The 19,786-nt window shown below is 37.0% G+C and carries 19 protein-coding genes; 5 read left to right on the forward strand and 14 right to left on the reverse strand.

Annotated features, from left to right (window positions below; genetic code table 11):
• Positions 1–14: 14 nt before the first annotated feature.
• The 5 genes from BMZ31_RS03570 to mgtE form a co-directional block, all read right to left on the reverse strand.
• Complete coding sequence (locus tag BMZ31_RS03570) at positions 15–467, reverse strand: YhcN/YlaJ family sporulation lipoprotein (protein WP_254778565.1); 453 nt, start codon at positions 465–467, stop codon at positions 15–17.
• Between the two features lie 348 nt (positions 468–815).
• Positions 816–1,175: a DUF1360 domain-containing protein gene (locus tag BMZ31_RS03575; protein ID WP_090830338.1), complete on the reverse strand. Its 360-nt coding sequence runs from the start codon at positions 1,173–1,175 to the stop codon at positions 816–818.
• 333 nt (positions 1,176–1,508) lie between these two features.
• Positions 1,509–2,279, reverse strand: a complete 771-nt coding sequence (gene fabI / locus BMZ31_RS03580; RefSeq protein WP_090830339.1) for an enoyl-ACP reductase FabI — start codon at positions 2,277–2,279, stop codon at positions 1,509–1,511.
• A 115-nt stretch (positions 2,280–2,394) separates the two neighbouring features.
• Complete coding sequence (locus BMZ31_RS03585; protein ID WP_090830340.1) at positions 2,395–4,254, reverse strand: monovalent cation:proton antiporter family protein; 1,860 nt, start codon at positions 4,252–4,254, stop codon at positions 2,395–2,397.
• 16 nt (positions 4,255–4,270) lie between these two features.
• On the reverse strand, positions 4,271–5,650 hold the full coding sequence (mgtE, locus tag BMZ31_RS03590; RefSeq protein WP_090830341.1) for a magnesium transporter: 1,380 nt from the start codon (positions 5,648–5,650) through the stop codon (positions 4,271–4,273).
• Positions 5,651–5,956: 306 nt separating this feature from the next.
• On the opposite strand from mgtE, the gene prpE reads away from it, so the two are divergent.
• Complete coding sequence (gene prpE / locus BMZ31_RS03595) at positions 5,957–6,694, forward strand: bis(5'-nucleosyl)-tetraphosphatase PrpE (protein WP_090830342.1); 738 nt, start codon at positions 5,957–5,959, stop codon at positions 6,692–6,694.
• A 29-nt stretch (positions 6,695–6,723) separates the two neighbouring features.
• Here the strand turns inward: prpE and BMZ31_RS03600 are convergent, their stop codons facing one another.
• Genes BMZ31_RS03600 through BMZ31_RS03615 form a run of 4 tightly spaced genes read right to left on the reverse strand, consistent with a single transcriptional unit; the run spans position 6,724 to position 9,549 of the window.
• Entirely contained in the window at positions 6,724–7,629 is a 906-nt protein-coding gene (locus BMZ31_RS03600) for an RluA family pseudouridine synthase (RefSeq protein WP_090830343.1), read from the reverse strand.
• Positions 7,630–7,646: 17 nt separating this feature from the next.
• On the reverse strand, positions 7,647–8,444 hold the full coding sequence (locus tag BMZ31_RS03605; protein WP_090830344.1) for an NAD kinase: 798 nt from the start codon (positions 8,442–8,444) through the stop codon (positions 7,647–7,649).
• A gap of 49 nt (positions 8,445–8,493) precedes the next feature.
• Complete coding sequence (locus tag BMZ31_RS03610) at positions 8,494–9,132, reverse strand: GTP diphosphokinase (protein WP_090830345.1); 639 nt, start codon at positions 9,130–9,132, stop codon at positions 8,494–8,496.
• 57 nt (positions 9,133–9,189) lie between these two features.
• The gene (locus BMZ31_RS03615) at positions 9,190–9,549 is read right to left on the reverse strand and encodes a UPF0738 family protein (protein ID WP_090830346.1); all 360 of its coding nucleotides are present in this window, start codon (positions 9,547–9,549) and stop codon (positions 9,190–9,192) included.
• 150 nt (positions 9,550–9,699) lie between these two features.
• Between BMZ31_RS03615 and BMZ31_RS03620 the strand changes: the two genes are divergently transcribed.
• The 4 genes from BMZ31_RS03620 (at position 9,700) to BMZ31_RS03635 (ending at position 12,495) form a co-directional block, all read left to right on the forward strand.
• The gene (locus tag BMZ31_RS03620) at positions 9,700–10,356 is read left to right on the forward strand and encodes a CYTH domain-containing protein (protein WP_368086625.1); all 657 of its coding nucleotides are present in this window, start codon (positions 9,700–9,702) and stop codon (positions 10,354–10,356) included.
• Positions 10,357–10,376: 20 nt separating this feature from the next.
• Entirely contained in the window at positions 10,377–10,988 is a 612-nt protein-coding gene (locus tag BMZ31_RS03625) for a lytic transglycosylase domain-containing protein (protein WP_090830348.1), read from the forward strand.
• 218 nt (positions 10,989–11,206) lie between these two features.
• The gene (locus BMZ31_RS03630) at positions 11,207–11,614 is read left to right on the forward strand and encodes a globin domain-containing protein (protein WP_090830349.1); all 408 of its coding nucleotides are present in this window, start codon (positions 11,207–11,209) and stop codon (positions 11,612–11,614) included.
• A complete protein-coding gene (locus BMZ31_RS03635; protein ID WP_254778567.1) occupies positions 11,611–12,495 on the forward strand; it encodes a ClpXP adapter SpxH family protein in 885 nt (294 codons plus the stop codon). Before BMZ31_RS03630 ends, BMZ31_RS03635 begins: the two co-directional genes overlap by 4 nt.
• A gap of 594 nt (positions 12,496–13,089) precedes the next feature.
• On the opposite strand, the gene pepF is transcribed toward BMZ31_RS03635, so the two are convergent.
• The 5 genes from pepF to spxA all read right to left on the reverse strand — a co-directional run bounded on the left by pepF (position 13,090) and on the right by spxA (position 19,433).
• A complete protein-coding gene (gene pepF / locus BMZ31_RS03640) occupies positions 13,090–14,910 on the reverse strand; it encodes an oligoendopeptidase F (RefSeq protein ID WP_090830350.1) in 1,821 nt (606 codons plus the stop codon).
• A gap of 104 nt (positions 14,911–15,014) precedes the next feature.
• Entirely contained in the window at positions 15,015–16,265 is a 1,251-nt protein-coding gene (locus BMZ31_RS03645; protein ID WP_090830351.1) for a competence protein CoiA, read from the reverse strand.
• A gap of 76 nt (positions 16,266–16,341) precedes the next feature.
• Positions 16,342–17,853, reverse strand: coding sequence for a cardiolipin synthase (gene cls, locus BMZ31_RS03650; protein WP_090830352.1), 1,512 nt, complete (start codon positions 17,851–17,853; stop codon positions 16,342–16,344).
• Between the two features lie 65 nt (positions 17,854–17,918).
• On the reverse strand, positions 17,919–18,596 hold the full coding sequence (mecA, locus tag BMZ31_RS03655; RefSeq protein WP_090830353.1) for an adaptor protein MecA: 678 nt from the start codon (positions 18,594–18,596) through the stop codon (positions 17,919–17,921).
• A gap of 441 nt (positions 18,597–19,037) precedes the next feature.
• Positions 19,038–19,433 carry a transcriptional regulator SpxA gene (spxA, locus tag BMZ31_RS03660; RefSeq protein ID WP_090830354.1) on the reverse strand — a complete coding sequence of 132 codons (396 nt, stop codon included), beginning with the start codon at positions 19,431–19,433 and terminating at the stop codon, positions 19,038–19,040.
• Positions 19,434–19,786: the final 353 nt, after the last annotated feature.

Below are 19,786 nucleotides of genomic sequence, written 5' to 3' on the forward strand. Positions count from 1 at the left end.
TTTGCTCCTCCCTACTAAGTTAATTCCTTTTTTAAATTGATGATTCTTTCAAATCTCTTTTGGGCTTTTTTCGTTGAAAAATCAGGCTTCTCCAAATCCTCCCGAAGCTGTACAGCCTCTAGAAAAATCTTATAATCACTTGAAACGATGAAATTTTCATCGGGATACTTCTTCTCAAGCAACTTATTGATTTTCTTTTCGATGTTTTTCATTCCGAATCTCTTCATATGCTTCACTTTATAAGCAACAAGGATTTCCTTCTTGCCCTTAATAACTGCAACATCATATATTTCCTCAAATGAAGAGATATCCTTTTCAATCTTTTCATCCACTTTTGTTGATTCTCTCGCTGAAATGTTCAAAGGCTGTGGATTGGTTGTTTTTATAAGGGCCAATTTACTTTCTTGGGAATTTTTTTCATGGCTGCAGCCGACTGCAAGTATCGTAATTACTATTGTTAAGAGCATCTTTTTAATCATGGTAATCCCTTTCCTATAGTTATGGTTTCATTTTAACCATAGTCTTTTCCCAAAAATGATTTTTATGCCAATAAATAAATGTATACTCCTTCTCAGTCACTGTACCTAAGATTTATCTGTTAATCCTATATACAAGAAACGGCTGTCTCTTTTGAGACAGCCGTTTCGTTAAGAACGTTGTTTTTTTTTGTTACATCCGCAATTCTTTTTCACTTTGGTTTGCTGCTGAACCTGTTTTTGTTGTTCTTGTTGCTTTTTAATATAAACATCAGAACCTTTACTTATCATGGAAAGTTCACCTCTTCTTACTAATTTTTATTATCTGAAAACTACCTCTTATGGAAGCATTTTACCTATTGCTGTTTCGATAATAGAGCCTATTCCCGCTACCGCCATAATAATGATCAGAAGTCCCCCTAAGGTTGGAAAAATCAAATACATGAAAACCAGAAAGGTACTTACCCAAATCCCTACGCACCAGTAACAAGATAATAATTGTCCAATCCAATGACGAATTCCAGATTTTTTAGGTATGAGATAAATTTCCTTCTCCCCTAAATCGTTTTCTTCAATAATTTCATCAAAAAAAGGAGCTCTAACATTATCCATGATTTTGTCAAATACAATCAATCTTGTTAAACGAAAGGTCGCGAATCCAATAATAATGATGATATTTATATCCAATCCAAGTATCATTACCGAATCCTCCTTTAGTGACCGAGCTCGTAAGATAAATATTGAAGGCTGTAAAATTCAGACACTCTTTCACAACCATTTTCAGCTTCAATTTATTTATATTTTATGCATTCAACTTTCTTTGGACATTCTATTAGCCTATTTTCAATTCATTGGGAGTATTAAATTATTATTAAAATTGGGAAGTAAACATGATAACTTCAAAAAATTAGACCTTATTAAGATTTAACAGTTTGAAGTTTTGGACGTTATCTCTGTTATCAAGTTCATTCTCACTTAGACAATTCCCCACAATACAAAACCCCGTTCCTACATCGGAACGGGGCTGAATGACTATAAAATATGGAATCCTGAATCAACGTGTATATTCTCACCAGTAATTCCTCTTGAGAGTTCACTGAAAAGGAATAATGCTGTATCTCCTACTTCTTCCTGTGTTGTTACTCTTCTCAATGGAGCTTTCTCTTCAATCTCTTTTAGTATTGAATTAAAATCACTCACACCTTTTGCAGATAACGTTCTGATAGGACCAGCTGAAATAGAATTAACACGGATGCCATGCTTTCCTAAATCAGAAGCTAGATATTTAACGCTAGCATCTAGAGATGCTTTCGCAACACCCATTACGTTATAATTCGCTACTACACGCTCGCCGCCAAGATACGTTAAAGTTACGATACTGCCGCCTTCAACCATCAAATCTTTTGCTTCCTTTGCGACAGCTGTTAAAGAATAGGAACTGATGTTATGAGCCAACAAGAATCCTTCACGTGTTGTATTCATATAATCGCCTTGAAGTTCTTCCTTATTTGCAAATGCTATACAATGAGCTACACCCTGAATGGTTCCGACTTCCTCTTTAATTCGTGCAAAACACTGAGCAACTTCTTCATCAACCGTGATATCACATGGCAATACGATTGTGCGTTCCGCTTCAAGTGATTCTGCCAGTTCACGAACACTTTTCTCAAGTCTTTCACCTGCGTATGTGAAGATTAATTGAGCACCAGCATCGTGAAGAGAACGCGCAATCCCCCAAGCGATACTGCGTTTATTAGCTACACCCATTACTACGTATGTTTTACCGGATAATGAAAGATTCAATTTATATCCCCCTAGTTTATACATGTTATTAGCACCTAGTACTAATATTACACGATACATCCAAAAAAGAAAAGAGTTAACGGTTTATGCACCTTGCAAACATACCAAACCTTATTTAACACTGCTCACAAAACTCAAGTTCACGCCTTAACTTACTTACATATTCTTTTGAGCCCGATACAATCAAGCGATCATTTACTTTAAGTTCTGTGTCACCATGTGGAATGAGGGAATCGATTCCCCTGAAAATACGTACAAATATTACATCGCCTGTAAAAGGAAACTTTCTTACTGTCATGCCATCAAAGTTCTCGTTCATCATCTGTATCTCAAATAAAGCTGAATCCTGGTTTGTCAGGATGTTTATAATGCTTGGTGATTCTATTAGGGCAGTCAGCAACGCTTTTGTGGATAGAAATGCTGAAAATACTTCGATTTCGTGTTCTTGCAGTTCAACTTCCCTATCTGGACTTTCAATTCTTGTGATAACCCTTTCGACTCCTTGTTCTTTCACAAAAAGTGCAAGCTTAGCATTCGTTTCTTCATCGCCTGTTGAAATGAATGCTACATCGGCTTTCACAATCTCTGTTTTTGCAATGTCATCTGAAGTAAAGTCCACTATTTCCCTAATATCAAACAAGGAATCTGCAATTTGTTTTTCAGACTTCTCCTGTGTTGTATGATAGATGCTCACATCGTAAAGAGATGCATTTAAATCTCTTGAAACAGACATTGTAATTTGATTCGCTCCAACAAAGGCTACCTTCAGTTTTCTATGGTGTAGTTTTTCTTTCGGAAACATCTTTTTAAAGACAACCGGCGTAAAGATGGAGGTGATGATAGCAACAAGTATTAAGGTACCGCTCATTTCTGGAGTGATTACATTCATCCTTTCCCCAATGGTTGCCGCGGCTATTACCAGTGAAAGTGTGGAAGTTAACAAGAAACCTGAAGAGATGACTGTTTTCATGTCATACCATCTTTTTAAAAGAAAGACTGGAACCAGCTTGGAGAGCAGTAAACCTGCAAGTAACAACAGAATCAGTATCAGAAGTTTTTCATCTCCAAGTAAGGACCATACATCAAGTTTCACTCCTACCATTACGAAAAATATCGGAATGAGAAATCCATAACCGAAAGAATCTAACTTATGAACTAAATCCTGATTAGGAGACAGTAGAGATACGAGTACACCCGCTAAAAAGGCTCCTAATATGTTTTCTGCCCCTACTTTTTCTGAGACAGCTACTAAAAGAATAATCAAGGTAAAGACCGCACGCGTTCCAATTTGAATCGTACCAGTAGAGAGTTTTTCAATGAATTTACGGTTCTTAAATCTCCTACCGATAAAATATAAACCCACGCCTGCGGCAAATAGAATAAGTAAAAGCCACATATTTGAATTTCCTTTATCGTTAAGTGAAACAAATACCGCAAGTAAAATCATTGTCACTAAGTCGGCAATGACAGCAACCAATAAGATGATTTGCCCAATTCCTGTTTTCATTAGATTCGCTTCTTTTAATGTGGGTACTACCACTCCGAGGGAAATGGTTGAAATAATCAATGTCATCAAAAATGCATTCTCGATAAAGCCTAAAAAGACAAATAAAAAGGATAATCCTAATGAAAAAATAAAAATTCCTATAAAAATCAATGTTGCTACTAAGAAGGAATTAGGTTCAAATTTCCCACTCGACAATTTTTCTTTCTTCTTTTTACCTCTAAACACACTAAAGTCTATCTCAAGACCACTTAAAAACATTAAAAAGATAAACCCAAGGGTTGAGAGAGTTTCAATCCACATGTCTTGTTGGACGACATCGAATCCACTCTTACCAATTACGAGCCCCATGATGATTTCAGCAACAACAACAGGAATCACGGCCAGTTTCAGACGGTGCAGCAAGATAGGGGTTAAGAATGCTACAATGATCACTATCACTAACGAAGTTAAAGATGCATGATGCTCCACTTTCTTACCTCCCTCATTAAGGTGTCAAGTAACTCATAAACATGGTTGCTAATCCAAAGTAGATGAGGATACTAAGTATGTCATTGATAGTTGTAATAAACGGACCAGAAGCTACGGCAGGATCAATTTTCAACTTGTGCATAAACAATGGAATCAAAGACCCTGCGATGGTCGCAACAGTTAATGTACAAAGAATAGAGATGCCTACAAGCATTCCGAGAAAAAGGTCCCCATGCCATAAATAAACAACCAAAGTAATCAATACCCCGCACGTGGCGCCAGTAATCAAACCAGTACCAGCTTCTCTGAAGATAAGTTTGGACTTATTCTCCCTTTCCAATTCCCCAGTAGCAATCCCCCTGACTGCTACGGCCAATGATTGCGTTCCAGTGTTTCCAGCCATACCAGCTATTAAAGGAATAAATACAGCGAGAATTGCTACCTTATTTAACGTTTCTTCAAAGCGTCCAATTAGACTTGCGGTTAACATCCCAAGAAATAGTAGGATAATCAACCATGGAAGTCGCTTCTTCGCGGAGGCAAGTGGTCCTTTATCAAGATTATCCATATCCGATACCGCTGCAAGCTTTGAATAGTCATCTGAAGCTTCTTCCTCCATAACGTCCATAACATCATCAACCGTAATAATTCCAAGTAAATGATTTTGAAAATCCACGACCGGCAAGGCCAAAAAGTTATAATCGCGCATTTTTCGTGCTACTTCTTCTTGATCATCCCCAACAGAAACAGATACCACCCGGTCATACATGATTTCTGAAACCATCGTGTCATCTTCCGTGACAATTAGATCTCTAAGGGAAATAACTCCAGCAAGTTGTTTTTCTTCATTAACCACATAGATGTAATAAATCGTTTCAGCACGTGGTGCTTCTTTTTTCAAAATATACATGGCAGATCTGACAGTTTGATTGGCCAGAATCGCCACGAATTCAGTCGTCATGATACTTCCTGCCGTATATTCCTCGTAATGAAGGAGGTCCTTAATTTCTTGGGCAGCCTCGTTATCCATAATCGTCAAGTAACTAGCCACTTGATCTTTATCAAGCTCGTTCAATACGTCTACTGCATCATCGGCATACATGTTGGAAAGCATATCAGCCGCATAATTCAAGTTCATTTCGGAAAGAACTTCTTTATATTCATCATCTTCAAGCTCTAAGTTTTCAAAGATACCAGCCATTTCTTCTGGTGATAAATAATGATAAATCTTTGTTCTGGTCTCTTCGTCTAATTCTTTGAAAAAATTTGCTTGATCGTATGGATGAGAATCGAGGAATTCCTCTCTGAATAATTCCAAATTTTCTTCAGCAAGAGTCTTGATGAGTAAATCTGTATCCATTCGATTGCGTGTCTTTTCTTGTAATTGTTCTTCCATTTTATTTGCCCCTTTCAAGCATATTCCATAACTTTTTTTACATGAATTCATTGTTTTTTCTATTATTTTTGGGGCTTCTATCAGAATTCAAAGTCCTTACTCAATTCCTTTGCTTTAAATCTTTATTATTGGCTGTTTTCACAATTTTTCAAGAAAAACACCAATAGAAAAGAGCCTTATTATTTTAACATTAATAGCTTAAAACCATGAGCGGCTTTTTTTCATTTTGAAATGTCTTGGTTATACTTATAGTAATAGCTAGAATGACGAAATGCTAATTTGATGTTTTCTTAAGGAGTGACTCTAATGAATATTGACATAATCGGTGATATCCATGGTTGTTTTGATGAATTTAAAACTTTAACGGAGGAACTTGGGTACAAATGGGATACTGGTATTCCAGTCCATCCTGATGGTCGTTTGCTCGGTTTTGTTGGGGATCTCACAGATCGTGGACCTGCTTCTTTGAAGGTTGCAGAAATTGTTTCAAAACTTGTATCAAATAAGAAAGCCTATTACACGCCAGGCAATCATTGTAATAAGCTTTATCGTTTTTTCTTGGGAAACAAGGTTCAAGAAACTCATGGCTTGGAAACCACTGCCGCGGAATACAGGGCTCTTCCAAAGAAAGAGCAAAACAAGATTTCAAATGATTTTATTCGACTGTATGAAAATTCCCCCCTCTATCACCTTCTCGATGATGGAAAGCTCGTAATTGCTCATGCTGGGATTCGTCATGACTATATAGGAAGAAATGATGCAAAGGTTAAGACGTTTGTCCTCTATGGAGATATTACGGGTGAAAAGCATCCAGATGGAAGACCAGTACGTCGTGATTGGACATTAAATTATTCAGGCAATGTCATCGTCGTATATGGACACACACCTGTAATAGAAGCGAAAATTTATAAGAATACTTATAACATAGACACTGGTGCAGTATTTGGCGGAAAGCTAAGTGCATTAAGATATCCTGAGATGGAAATTGTATCCGTCCCATCTTCCATGCCATATGTCGCCGAAAAGTTTCGCGAAGATAAATGAATTGAAAAAAGCTGACTAACAAAAAAGTGTTAATCAGCTTTTTCTGTATGGATAAGTGCCGCCATGTCTGAAGGAAGTGAAGATTCAAAGACCAAATCCTTTTTAAGAAAAGGATGATAGAAGGCGAGTTTTTTACAATGAAGGGCTTGCCGAACCATAAGAGAAGTATGTCCACCGTAAAGGTCATCTCCCACTAATGGATGTCCTTTGTGGGAAAGATGTACACGAATTTGATGAGTTCTGCCTGTTTCCAGCCTCAACTCTAGATGAGTGAATCCCTTTATCGACTGGATGACCTTGAAATGCGTGCAGGCGTATTGACCATCCTCCCTCACTTCTCTTTCAATGATGCTATCCATTTTCCTGCCGATTGGTTCCTCAATCGTTCCCGAAGAAGTGGAGAAATGCCCCTCAGCAAATGCTTCATAAGTTCTCTTAACCTTCCCGCTCTTTTGCTGTTTACTTAATAAATGATGTGTATGACGATGTTTCGCTACCAAAACAAGACCAGAAGTATCACGGTCCAATCTTGTTACGATATGTGAAGTAGCTCTGATGCCAATCTTTTCGTAATGTCCTACCAGCGCATTTGCGAGGCTTCCCTGCGGATGTTCCCTTGAAGGTATTGTGCTCATTTTCGCTGGTTTTTGAATGACGAGAAGGTATTCATCTTCATAAACAATGTTTAGTGGAATATTTTCACCTTTAACCCCTTCACTTGGCTCTTCGGGCGGAAAATAAATCGTAACCTCGTCTCCAACTTTCAATTTGTATCGAACATTAACATCCTCGCCATTAATGACAATCCTGCCACCCTTAAACTTGATATCTGTTAACGCCGTTTTGGATATTTCCTGCTCTTTAAGAAAATCTTTCAATAATTTATCGGTATCACTAGTGTCAATTTTCCAATTCAATTTAAAGCGGGTAGGCATGTTCCGTTACTCCAGTCTTATTCGTCTGCAATGAAAGAATCATGTACTCTTTTCCAGAATGGAAATGGTCTAAAACGCGCAAATCTGATTTTTTCATCTGGCACTCTAAATTGAATCGATTTCACATCTTTATGTAACAATGTCAGATGGTCTACCGTCACCTGAAAGTCTGAGCGATTAACAGGCTTTAGCATACACGTATGATGTGCTGGTAAAATCAATGGTGATCCGACAGTTCTAAATACTCGATTGTTAATGGATGCCATCTCAGCCAGTTGAATAGCAGCAATAGATGGGTGGATAATCGCACCCCCCAATGCTTTATTATATGCTGTACTCCCTGAAGGTGTAGACACACAAAGACCGTCTCCACGGAACCTTTCAAAATGGGCTCCGCGAATTTCAACGTCCATGACTAGCGTTCCTTCTACACTTTTTACAGTCGATTCGTTTAATGCCAGGTAACGTGATTCCTTGCCGCCATGCTGATAGCGAATAATAACTTCAACCAATGGATATTCAATCACCTGATAGGGAGTCTTTGCGATGGCAATGACTAATTTTTCAATCTCATCAGGACGCCAATCGGCATAAAACCCCAGGTGCCCTGTATGAATCCCTACAAAGGCTGTTTTATTCAACCGACTACTATATCGGTGAAAAGCATATAACAATGTGCCGTCTCCTCCGATAGAAACGACAATGTCGGGTTGATCTTCATCATAGATGAGATCGAAGTCTAGCAAGTACGTCCTGACCTTATGCATTAACGTATTTGATTTTTGATCGCCTTTTGATGTTATTGCAAATTTCATGCTTTACCCCCCTATAAGAAATGCGCAAGTGGATATCTTTTTATTCATATCAATTATTGCCTTCTTGCTGTGTTTCTTTCTTTCGAGTAAAGAATGCTTGGGCTTCCTGGATTTCTCCACGTATGGTCGACATTTCTTCATCTAGACGAAAAGCTGCTTCTGCCGCGCTCTTTAGCCTCATTTGAATATCGGATGGGAATTGCCCTTTGTACTTATAGTTCAGGCTGTGTTCAATAGAAGCCCAGAAGTTCATCGCCAATGTTCTGATTTGAATTTCAACAAGCAATTTCTTTTCTCCGTGGATAGTTTGAACTGGATACTCAATCACTACATGATAAGAACGGTAACCGCTTGATTTCTTATGAGAAATATAATCTCTCTCTTCAATAACCTGTAGATCGTTGCGAGTTCTTAACATTCTAACTACAGTGTGAATATCGTCTACAAATTGACACATCATACGTAAACCAGCAATATCTTGCATTTCTGTTTCTAATTTATCAAGGGGAATTCCCTTTTGATTTGCTTTATCAAGAATACTTGCTATTGGCTTAACTCTTCCGGTAACAAACTCGATTGGAGAATGGACGGAATCCATTTCGAATTGGCTTCGCATGCCCTTCAACTTTACCTTTAGTTCCTCAACCGCTTGCTTATAAGGAGCCAAAAACTGGTCCCAATGTTTCATGCTTTACACCTCACCCGATGATACAAGCTACTATTTTAAATAAAAAGCTTTAAAGCATTAGAATAAGTCTTCTACTTTCTTTACCATTTCATCACCATAATTACTATTACCCTTAATGTTTTCAATTAGATATGAAAGTTCATCATTGAATTGTGTTAGCTCAATATTTGCTTCACCTGCAATGGCGAACACCTTAACCCCTTTTTCATTCGCGGTTTTCAAGGTTGGCCAACTCCATTCAGGCAAAGCCAGATATGTATAGGCATCCTCATTCTCCAAGATATAAATAAATGCAAAATGATCTGAATCTACAAGCATCTGTCCTCTTGGCATTAGAGTTGCCGATAGACTTTCAACCTTTAAAAATAAGTTCTCTTCGCTAATGTTTGCTTCTGTTATGTTTATTTTGTTATTCATGTTTTCAACCTCCATTATACACCTACCTATTTTAGCATAATCCTCACATTTCTCCCAAAGATTGCAGTAAATAGCTTTAAAAGGGATAATATTAGAGGATGCATTCCGAATGCTGAGCCATTATTCCATTTGTACCCGTTGAACTAAACGTTGAAGATAATCCATTTAGAAAAACCAAATTCATTAAATGACTTAGAAGCTGAAAGGAAGATTGTATTGTCACAGCATTTAGAGATTGAGTTTAAAAATCTACTCATTGAATCGGAATTCGACCAATTATGCAATGCATTTGGTATTACCCCGAACGATTTTTTCTTACAAGAAAATCATTATTTTGATACAGAGACATTTGCTCTTAAGAACCTCCATTCCGCACTTCGAATAAGGGAAAAAGATGGCTCATACGAAATGACTTTAAAACAGCCCTCTGGTCAGGAATTGTTAGAAACGAATCAAATCATCAGCAAAGATGAAGCAGCCACTGCATTCCAGTCCGGAAAACTCCCTGGCGGTCCTATTGAAGCAATCATTAAGCAATATGGCATTTCCTTCTCTGATTTATCCTATTTTGGCTCTCTAAAGACAGAAAGAGCAGAAATAAATTTTAGGCAAGGATTACTTGTTTTGGACCATAGTTACTATTTAAATTTCGAGGATTTTGAGTTAGAATACGAAGTAGAAAATTATGAGGCTGGATTAAAGATTTTTTCTGAATTACTCAAAGAGCATGTTATTCCGATGAGAATAACAAATAATAAAATTCAGCGCTTTTATGAGCGCAAATCAAGCTTGCAAGAGGATTCCTAAAGACCCGAAGGAGGCTATACATGAACATCGACAAATTAAAGGTGATGTTGGAATTAAAGGCGATGCAAAATTTCAGCTCTAGTTCACCACAACCAACTTCCATGTTTCAGGATATCTTTAACGAACTCTTGATGGAAAGTCAAACGAGTGCCTATTCTCAACCGATAAGTACATCCACATCTGCGTTAGGTATGCTTAACAGATTGGACAAGCAAACTTTCACTCAATTACCTCAATTAAACAATACTAAATTCTCAGGATCATTCGATGAGATCATTGAGAAAGCTGCAGCACAATTTAATGTGCCTGCGAAGTTGATAAAATCAGTTGTTAAGCAAGAGTCCAATTTCAATCCAGCCGCTAGGAGTCATGTTGGCGCAGGTGGCTTGATGCAACTAATGCCTTCCACGGCTCGTTCGTTAGGTGTCGAAAATGTTTTTGACCCTGAACAGAATATTATGGGTGGAGCTAAATATTTACGGAATATGCTTGATAAATATGATGATAATATCGAATTGGCTTTAGCGGCTTATAATGCAGGACCAGGGAACGTAGATAAGTTCGGCGGTATTCCTCCCTTCAGAGAAACTCTAAACTATGTAAAAAAAGTGACAAATCATTATTATGGGTAAACTTGTCATCGATAAACTCCGCTTGTTCATTGTAACAGGCGGAGTTTTTGTGTAAATTAATAGAGCGATTATGGACGAAGACAGCTTTTTAGCCACTTTTTGCAAAAATCTCTTTACATTTGAGCGATTTGTTTGAGATATAAAAAAGGCATTGCTACAATAAAGAAAATAAACTGCTCCGTTAATCGGAATTAAACTCAACTAAAGGAGTTGGCAACATGGGAGAGAAAATGCCCACACCATTCGAGGCTATCGGTGAAGAAAAACTTCATGAATTAATAGATACGTTTTATGGCCTAGTTGGAAAGCATCCTGAGCTATCGCCAATTTTTCCTGACGATCTTTCTGAAACTGCACGTAAACAAAAACAATTTATGACGCAATATCTAGGAGGTCCCTCCCTTTACACTGATGAGCATGGACATCCAATGATGAGAGCGCGTCATTTACCGTTTCCCATTACTCCGTCACGAGCGAAAGCCTGGCTCGCATGCATGGCAGAAGCGATGGATAAAGTTGGTCTTGAAGGCCGTTTAAGAGATGAATACTACGCAAGGCTCGTCTTAACTGCTCAACATATGATTAATACTCCAGATACTGAGAGTTCATTGGGTGAGGACTTGTGAAAAAACATGAAAATAGTTATAAATCCCATCAGACACCCCATCACTGTCATGGGAATGAAAAGAAGCCTATTGAAATTTATATGTTCGTAGATCCTCTTTGTCCTGAATGCTGGGCGATCGAACCTATAATGAAAAAACTTCAAATTGAGTACGGTAGATATTTTTCCATTAAACATGTACTAAGTGGCCGCTTGGCAACTTTAAATATGGGCAAGAAAAAAAATTATGAGAACATAGCTGACATGTGGGAAAAAACCGCTAGTCGATCAGGTATGTCGTGTGATGGTAGCCTTTGGTTCGAAAATCCAGTTTCTTCTCCGTACATTGCATCTATCGCTATTAAGGCAGCTGAATTGCAAGGACGTCGTGCAGGAATCCGTTTTTTAAGAAAATTACAAGAAGTGCTTTTTTTGGATAAGCAAAATGTTTCTAACTTTGAAGTCTTAAAGGATTGTGCGAGACAGGTTGGACTTGATGTAGAAGAGTTTATTACGGATATCCACTCTGAAAGCTCAGCGAAAGCCTTTCAATGTGATTTGAAGATTACTTCTGAGATGGACGTGCAGGAAATCCCGACTCTTGTTTTCTTTAATGATGATGCCGAAGAAGAGGGAATCAAAATTACTGGTTATTATCCTTATGAAGTGTACGTTCAGATACTTGAGGAAATGCTTCAGGAAAGACCCACTCAATCTGAGCCACCACCCTTAGAAGCCTTTTTGAAGTTTTTCAGCCTTGTTGCTTCCAAGGAAATTGCAGTTGTTTATGATATGACCGTGGCTGAAGTAGAGCGTGAAATGAAAAAACTTCTGTTAAAACAAGTAGTCACTCAAGTGCCTGCGAAATACGGAACATTTTGGAAATATAGTGAACAATCATAAAGCCATGTCATAATGTTGACATGGCTATTTTTATGAATGAAGCATATCATACTCCAAAAATGGAGACCGATTAAACCGTATTTATGTCCTTACATCAAGGCTCATTACTTTGGCAGTTATCTTTATAATAACGGAAAAAGACCTTTTAGCTCCGTAAGCTGAAAGGTCTTTTCTATAAATACGAACAAAGGGGATGGGAGAAATCTTTCACGGTTCAAACAAAGGGGTTAATGTTTGTTTGTGATCAACTTCACGAATAAAATATACCATGGATAATAATCATGAGCAAGAAGTTTGTGTGTTATTTCACAATATTGTCATATAAATTGAATATATAGATTGTCTTTCGAATAAGAATATATTAAAAAGATTGAGGAGAATTACATATGCGTCGACTTCCTTTAATAATCATTCTTTCGCTCATTATCTTCTCTTTTGTTCTTAATCTGCTCGGATTAATGCATCTCATACCTTTGTTCATTAGTGCTCCTTTATTATTTCTCTCATTTTTGATCTTAGTAACTTTCTTCAATAATCGAAAAAAATTCAAAGGATTTTAAAAGGGATGGAGCCCGGTGCTCCATCCCTTTTACATTACTTAGATAATAGTTGTTCCATTTCGTTAAGTTTTTCTTCAAATACCTTACATGCATCTTCAATCGGTTGAGAGCTAGTCATGTCTACTCCAGCTTTTTTCAACACTTCGATTGGATAATCAGAACTTCCTGCTTTCAAGAAATCAATGTATCGTTTAACAGCAGGTTCTCCTTCTTCAAGGATTTGCTGGCTAAGTGCTGTAGCTGCACTATATCCCGTTGCGTACTGATACACATAATAATTGTAATAGAAGTGTGGAATACGCGCCCATTCAAGGCCAATTTCCTCATCGAGGATAAGGTCTTCTTCACCAAAATATTTCTTATTAAGCTCATAATAAGCTTCTGTTAAGGCGTCAGCCGTTAAAGCTTCATTGTTCTGTGCCTTTGTGTGAATGAGATGTTCAAACTCAGCAAACATAGTTTGACGGAAAACTGTCCCTCTGAATCCTTCCAGAAAATGGTTGAGGAGATATAAACGTTTTTGTTCATCATCAATTGTCTTTAACAAATAATCATTTAGAAGCGCTTCATTACAAGTCGATGCCACTTCAGCTACAAAGATGGAATAATCTCCATATGCGTAAGGTTGTGACTTTCGTGTGTAATAACTGTGTACAGAATGCCCAAACTCATGGGCAAGCGTGAACAGGTTATTTACATTATCCTGCCAGTTCATAAGGATATATGGATTCGTTCCATATGCTCCAGAAGAATAGGCACCACTGCGCTTACCTTTGTTTTCATGTACGTCTACCCAACGGTTCTCAAATCCCTCTTTAAGGACGTTCTGATATTCTTCACCTAATGGAGAAAGTCCCTTTAAAACGAGATCTTCAGCTTCCTTATAAGGAATTTCCATTTTTGCATTTTTTACAAGTGGCGTATATAGATCGTACATATGCAATTCTTTGAGACCAAGTACCTTTTTGCGAAGTTTTACATATCTTTGCAGCAAGTGAAGATTTTTGTTCACTGTGCTAACAAGATTATCGTACACACTTTCTGGAATGTTATTGGCAGCCAATGCCGCATGTCTTGCGGAACTATATTTTCTGACACGAGCTTTGAAGTTATCTTTTTTCACATTGCCACTAAGCGTGCTGGCAAATGTATTGCGGAATTTACCGTACGTTTTGTATACCGCTTTGAATGCATCATGTCTAACCCTTTGATCGTCACTCTCTAAAAAGCGGATGTAGCGACCATGCGTAATCTCTACTTCGTTACCTTCTTCATCTTTAATGCTTGGGAACTCTAAATCGGCATTATTGAGCATACCGAAAGTATTTGATGAAGAATTAAAAACTTCACTTGCTTCTGCAAGCAATGCTTCTTGTTCAGCTGATAAGATGTGAGGACGTTGTAACCCGATTTCCTCTAATGCCTTTTTGTATAGCTGTAAGTCCTTGTTTTCAGCTAAGAATCCCTTAATTTTATCTTCATCTACCGCTAAAATTTCTGGAACAATATAAGCCAATTGACTTGAGGCTTGAGAATACAGATTTTTCATCCTGTCATCAAGACCTTGATAAAAAGAGTTCGTCGTATCCTGGTCATATCTCATATGGGCATATGTATATAACTTGCCAAGGCGCTCCAACAGTTGATCTTGATATTGAAGAGCTTTATACAACTGGTCTGAACTTTCTCCAAGCTTTCCTTCAAATTCTTTCACAGCTGGAATAAGAGCCTTCACTTCATTGAATTCTTTTTCCCAGACATCATCAGTTGCAAATATGTCCTCTAATCTCCACGTTTCCTCGACCTTCATTTCACTGCGTGGCGGCAGTGATTTTACAGCAGTTTCATTAGCCATTCCATTTCCTCCTATCGACATTTCGAGATACGAAAATCTTTATGAATATATTCTCTATTTTTTAGAAAATTCCTTCAAATCCCCTTAGAAAATATATCATTATCTTATGTACGAAATGTACTTTTATTATTTGTTTTAGAAATTGTATCCAATAGTTGATATAAAGAAGCTTCCATTTCCTGTTGTTCAAGAGTAGTCTGGGGAATCTCCACCTTAACCATAAGAAGAAATGTGCTTTCAGATGTTTTCTTTAATATCCCTAATTCAGTTAATACTTCCAGATAGTCATTGACAGCTTGATCAACCTTGCTTCCACACAAAGATGGAATTTCTCTTATTAAAATCTCTTTCAAATTGCATCTTCTAAAAAAGGCCCCTATCACGTCTCTAGTATAGATGGTTTGTCCAAGCTTCTTGTTGTGAATAGAGTCTAAGAAGACATATGCTTGCCAAATAAGCGGCGAAGTTTCAATGATGACACTTGATTGGATGGGGATGCCTACAATTGGAGGTAATAAGAAGGGATTAAGGCGATTATGATACAAAGTCTTTAAAAAGCGACCTTCACGTTGGGTGTGATACTTGCACATATTGAGTCTTACTTTTTGAAGTAACTTACACCATGCTCTTAAATTAACTGGAATTTTCTTTTTAGGTTTAAGCAGTAAATCTACGGGTGTATTTTCAGGTTGAATAAAGGTGAAATTTGCGTAGGCTTTTTGAGGAGAAATTGGATGAATGTCCGTTGCTAAAATGAATTTATTTTGTTTGGAACAATAATAAGGGATGAATTCTTCTGTTTTATAGAACAAGAAATCAAATCCAGACAATGAAATGGTATTTTCCCCTTTTCGTTTGAAATGGTTTCCGCCTAAGATCCATAGTGGATGATAGTTTTGACTGATATACGCTTTAGTTCGTTTCTTAAAAAGGTCTGCGGCAATCGAAGAACATTGATATTCAACCGCATACTTCTTGCCATCCTTTATGAAAGTAATATCTGGACGCTGCTGTATTTCCGGATCATATTGTTCTAGAATGGGGCAATACCCCTCCTTTTTTAGCCACAGGTATAATTGTTTCTTTCCTTCGAGATGGTATAGTGATTCACGTTCGTAGGTATGTGGACATGAACTACCTCCTATATGTGCAAAATGATAAATTCTCTTATCTCCTAATTTCATTATTACTCTTTGTTTGCACGAGGGACAGAGAAAATGCTCCTCCCTTCGATACGATAATAGCTTCAATTTATCATTGGCATCAGCAAGACAAACTTCTAGACCGCCATCTGTTACAGCTGTTAACAAACTATCTCCTCCTCTCTCTTTATCCATTGATTCGCCAAAACTCACTTCAACTCCTGCGTAAAAAAGAGCCCTTTTCACGAGCAAGAGTTATTATACTTTGCACGTTTAAAAAGGGCTTTACTTATAGTAGTGGTGACATTAGTCGTGAAGTAGATTCTAAAAGACGATAGCCTAAATGTCTTTCACTGAAAATCTTTAAATCAAGTTGTTTGGCCGATTCTAAGTCGTGAAGAAATTCCTTCACTAGTTTTTCTGTACTTCTTGTCCTGTATAAGAATGCATTTACTTCGAAGTTCAAATGGAAACTTCTCATATCCATATTTGAAGTTCCGATTGAGGCCAACTCATGATCTACAATTACCATCTTGCTATGCATGAACCCTTTTTCATACTCGTATACCTTCGCCCCTGCTTCTAACAATTCAGGAAAATAAGATCTTGATGCATGAAAAACAATCCTCTTATCCGGTCGGTTTGGAACGAGCAAACGAACATCGATTCCACTTAGAGCAGCAATTTTCAATGCTGAAAAAATATCTTCATCAGGAATGAAATAAGGTGAGGCTATCCAAACGCTTTCTTTTGCGGATGTAATCATAGAGAAGAAAATGTTTTTAATCACACTATGCTCAGTATCTGGTCCCCCAGCGATAAGTTGTACCCCTCCATGATTATTATCTTGGTAATCTGGAGACAAGTATTCGGCCGTTAGGAAACTGTGATTTGTCATGTAGTACCAGTCCTGCAGAAAAATCAACTGCAGGGTTCTTACAGCTTCGCCTTTCAATTTCAAATGCGTATCCCGCCAAAAACCAATACTTTCATTTCTTCCTAAGTATTCATCACCAATATTTAAACCACCTACAAAACCAACAGTACCATCAATCACGACAATCTTTCTATGATTACGGAAATTAAATTTATTGTTTAAAAACGGCAATCTTACAGGACCAAAGGGAATTGTTTCGACCCCAGCATTTCTTAGTTCTGAAATATAACGCTTAGATAGTTGCCATGAGCCTACTGCATCAAATAAAAAGCGAACTTTTACTCCTTCAGCTACTTTTGAAATTAAAAGTTCTTTTAGTTCCTGACCGATTCGATCATGACGAACGATGTAGTACTCTAGATGAATATGATGACGTGCCCTCTTTATTTCTTCAATAATACTATTAAAAGTTTCCTCACCGTTTGTTAAGACTTGCGTAGCCGTACCAAAAGAGATGGGACTATTGCCTAGATTTTCTGCCAAGTTGAATAATCGTTTCTGATGATCTGCCATTTGTTTTATTTTCTCTTCACTTTTAATATCACGTGTATCCTCAATATTGAGAAAGGCTTGTTTATCTAAGAAATACTTCTTGCGAAACATTCTTTCTTTTCGGTAGTTCCGTCCAAACAGTAAATAGAACACAAAACCTACTAAAGGAAATCCACCTAAAACCACAAGCCAGGTAATCGTTTGAGTGGGATGGCGATTTTCAAGAAAGATTACCAGACCGATAAAAAATACTGATAATGTCGTGATAATACTCACAATTCCTAAAAATCCACCTTGTAACTTTTCACGAAACAGAAAAGTCAGCAAACCTATTATACATATAAAAAATAAAACACGAACTGTATTCTTCAGTTTAAATCACCTACTGTTATTTTAAAAAAAATACCGATTTCAAGAGTTGAAATCGGTTGCTTCGTTTAAGAAAAGTGTTTGCGCAATGTACTAAAGACGTCTTGCGGAATGATCACCTTTCCGTATTCCTCAACACGGTGAATGGTATAATTTGTCTCATGACTATATTCTAACAAAACACTTAATATGTCATCAATTTGTTTTTCCTCAAATTGCTCTTCGGAAAACTGAACAAAAAGATAATACTTGTTTTCAAAGCTATAAAGCTTTGTATCCAGTTCATCTAATCCTGACCTTTTCGAAAGCATAATCGCATCCTCAAAATCTTTAAAGCCGAGTAAGAACTCTAATGGTTCCTCCTCTTCAAAAATATCTTCTTCAGCATTCGGCTGTTGTCTTGGATTGAAATGTTGGTCAAGCAATTCTTCGATACGTTCATCTACAGGAATATCTTTTAGCTTATCACTAGGAATCGGCAACTCGAATTTTTGTCCATCTTTAGCAAGTTGAGCTTTTGTTACAAGAACTTCTAATCCTTTTTCTAACGCTTGTACTTGTATCCATAATGGACCTTCAACCGCAAATTCCTCTTCATAATGAACTTCGTCCATCATTTCCCAAAAGAGTTCTTCGCTTCGTTCGCGATTGTACCAAATCTCTTCACGATCGAAGCCTCTTTCTTCGATATCACCATATGAAATGTAGAACTTCACAGTATTTTCATTAATTCTTTCAATCTCCATCATTGACACTCCCTTCCGATACAAGATTGAAGGGACAAAATACCCCCAAAAAGATGTTCATGCTATTTATTTACCCAAAGAACTCCATCATACACTTCAAGCTCTATGGGACAATATTATTAGAATCTTGTACTTATATTTTATGATAAATAGAGCAATTAGGGAAATAAAAAATCCTCAAAACATAAAAACGGTTATTTGCCTATACATTTACAATATTCCCCGTATTTGATAAAAGCAGACATGTAATTTCAAAATCTACTGACGAGGAAAAGACAAAAGCACCTACATAGAGGGTTGTTTTTAATTACTATAAGAAATTAGGATAACTTTGTTCTATACCTTGTCCCAGAATACAGGCATATAGTTGTAAAGCCGTCTTATCCATTTCATACAAAAAGAAAACCTGCATTGGAGGCAGGTTTTCTTTAATATGGTATATTAATTGACTAAGCGCTGAGCTTCGCGTAATTGGAAAGTACGAACCCTTCTTGGTAAGAAACGACGGATTTCATCTTCATTATAGCCAACTTGCAATCTTTTTTCATCAATGATAATTGGTCGTCTAAGGAGACCAGGATTATCTTTGATTAATTCAAACAAGTTTTGTAAAGGCATTGATTCTAGATTAACATCAAGCTTTTGGAATGTCTTTGATCTTGTTGAAATAATCTCATCTGTTCCATCTTCAGTCATTCGCAGAATTTCTTTAATTTCATCAATTGAAAGAGGTTCTGAGAAAATATTGCGTTCTGTATATGGGATTTCATGTTCTTCAAGCCATGATTTTGCTTTTCTACAAGATGTACAGCTTGGTGAAGTGTATAGCGTAACCACAAATAATCACACTCCTTAATAGTTTTTGAACATATATAGAAAGAAATTATTTATAATAATTACAATTAAGTAATTTATATCATAGATTATACACTAGCTTCTTTGAAAAAGGTATGGTTTTTTGAAAATGTTATGAACTAGTAATAATTGAGATATTTATTCACTCATTATATAGACGATTCAAATCGAGAAAAGTTTCACTAAATCTAAAATAGTTTTTCTTTCCCTTAGACTCTTTTCGTAAACTTTGATGCTTTCACAAGCAAAAGTAAAAATCGGCTTTTGGATTTTCACTTTTTGGTTCAGAAACTTCTCGAAAAGAGCCCCAAAGCCACAAAGAATACGAGATGAGT

The organism is Bacillus sp. cl95 (assembly GCF_900115925.1).
Lineage (GTDB): Bacteria > Bacillota > Bacilli > Bacillales > Cytobacillaceae > Neobacillus_A.

Coding starts and splice junctions, on each gene's coding strand:
- BMZ31_RS03605 (WP_090830344.1), bottom strand. CDS start 8,444: ATGAAATTTGCAATAACATCAAAAGGCGATCAAAAATCAAATACGTTA.
- mecA (WP_090830353.1), bottom strand. CDS start 18,596: ATGGAGATTGAAAGAATTAATGAAAATACTGTGAAGTTCTACATTTCA.
- BMZ31_RS03575 (WP_090830338.1), bottom strand. CDS start 1,175: ATGATACTTGGATTGGATATAAATATCATCATTATTATTGGATTCGCG.
- BMZ31_RS03570 (WP_254778565.1), bottom strand. CDS start 467: ATGCTCTTAACAATAGTAATTACGATACTTGCAGTCGGCTGCAGCCAT.
- BMZ31_RS03600 (WP_090830343.1), bottom strand. CDS start 7,629: ATGCCTACCCGCTTTAAATTGAATTGGAAAATTGACACTAGTGATACC.
- prpE (WP_090830342.1), top strand. CDS start 5,957: ATGAATATTGACATAATCGGTGATATCCATGGTTGTTTTGATGAATTT.
- BMZ31_RS03615 (WP_090830346.1), bottom strand. CDS start 9,549: ATGAATAACAAAATAAACATAACAGAAGCAAACATTAGCGAAGAGAAC.
- BMZ31_RS03610 (WP_090830345.1), bottom strand. CDS start 9,132: ATGAAACATTGGGACCAGTTTTTGGCTCCTTATAAGCAAGCGGTTGAG.
- BMZ31_RS03630 (WP_090830349.1), top strand. CDS start 11,207: ATGGGAGAGAAAATGCCCACACCATTCGAGGCTATCGGTGAAGAAAAA.
- BMZ31_RS03625 (WP_090830348.1), top strand. CDS start 10,377: ATGAACATCGACAAATTAAAGGTGATGTTGGAATTAAAGGCGATGCAA.
- pepF (WP_090830350.1), bottom strand. CDS start 14,910: ATGGCTAATGAAACTGCTGTAAAATCACTGCCGCCACGCAGTGAAATG.
- mgtE (WP_090830341.1), bottom strand. CDS start 5,650: ATGGAAGAACAATTACAAGAAAAGACACGCAATCGAATGGATACAGAT.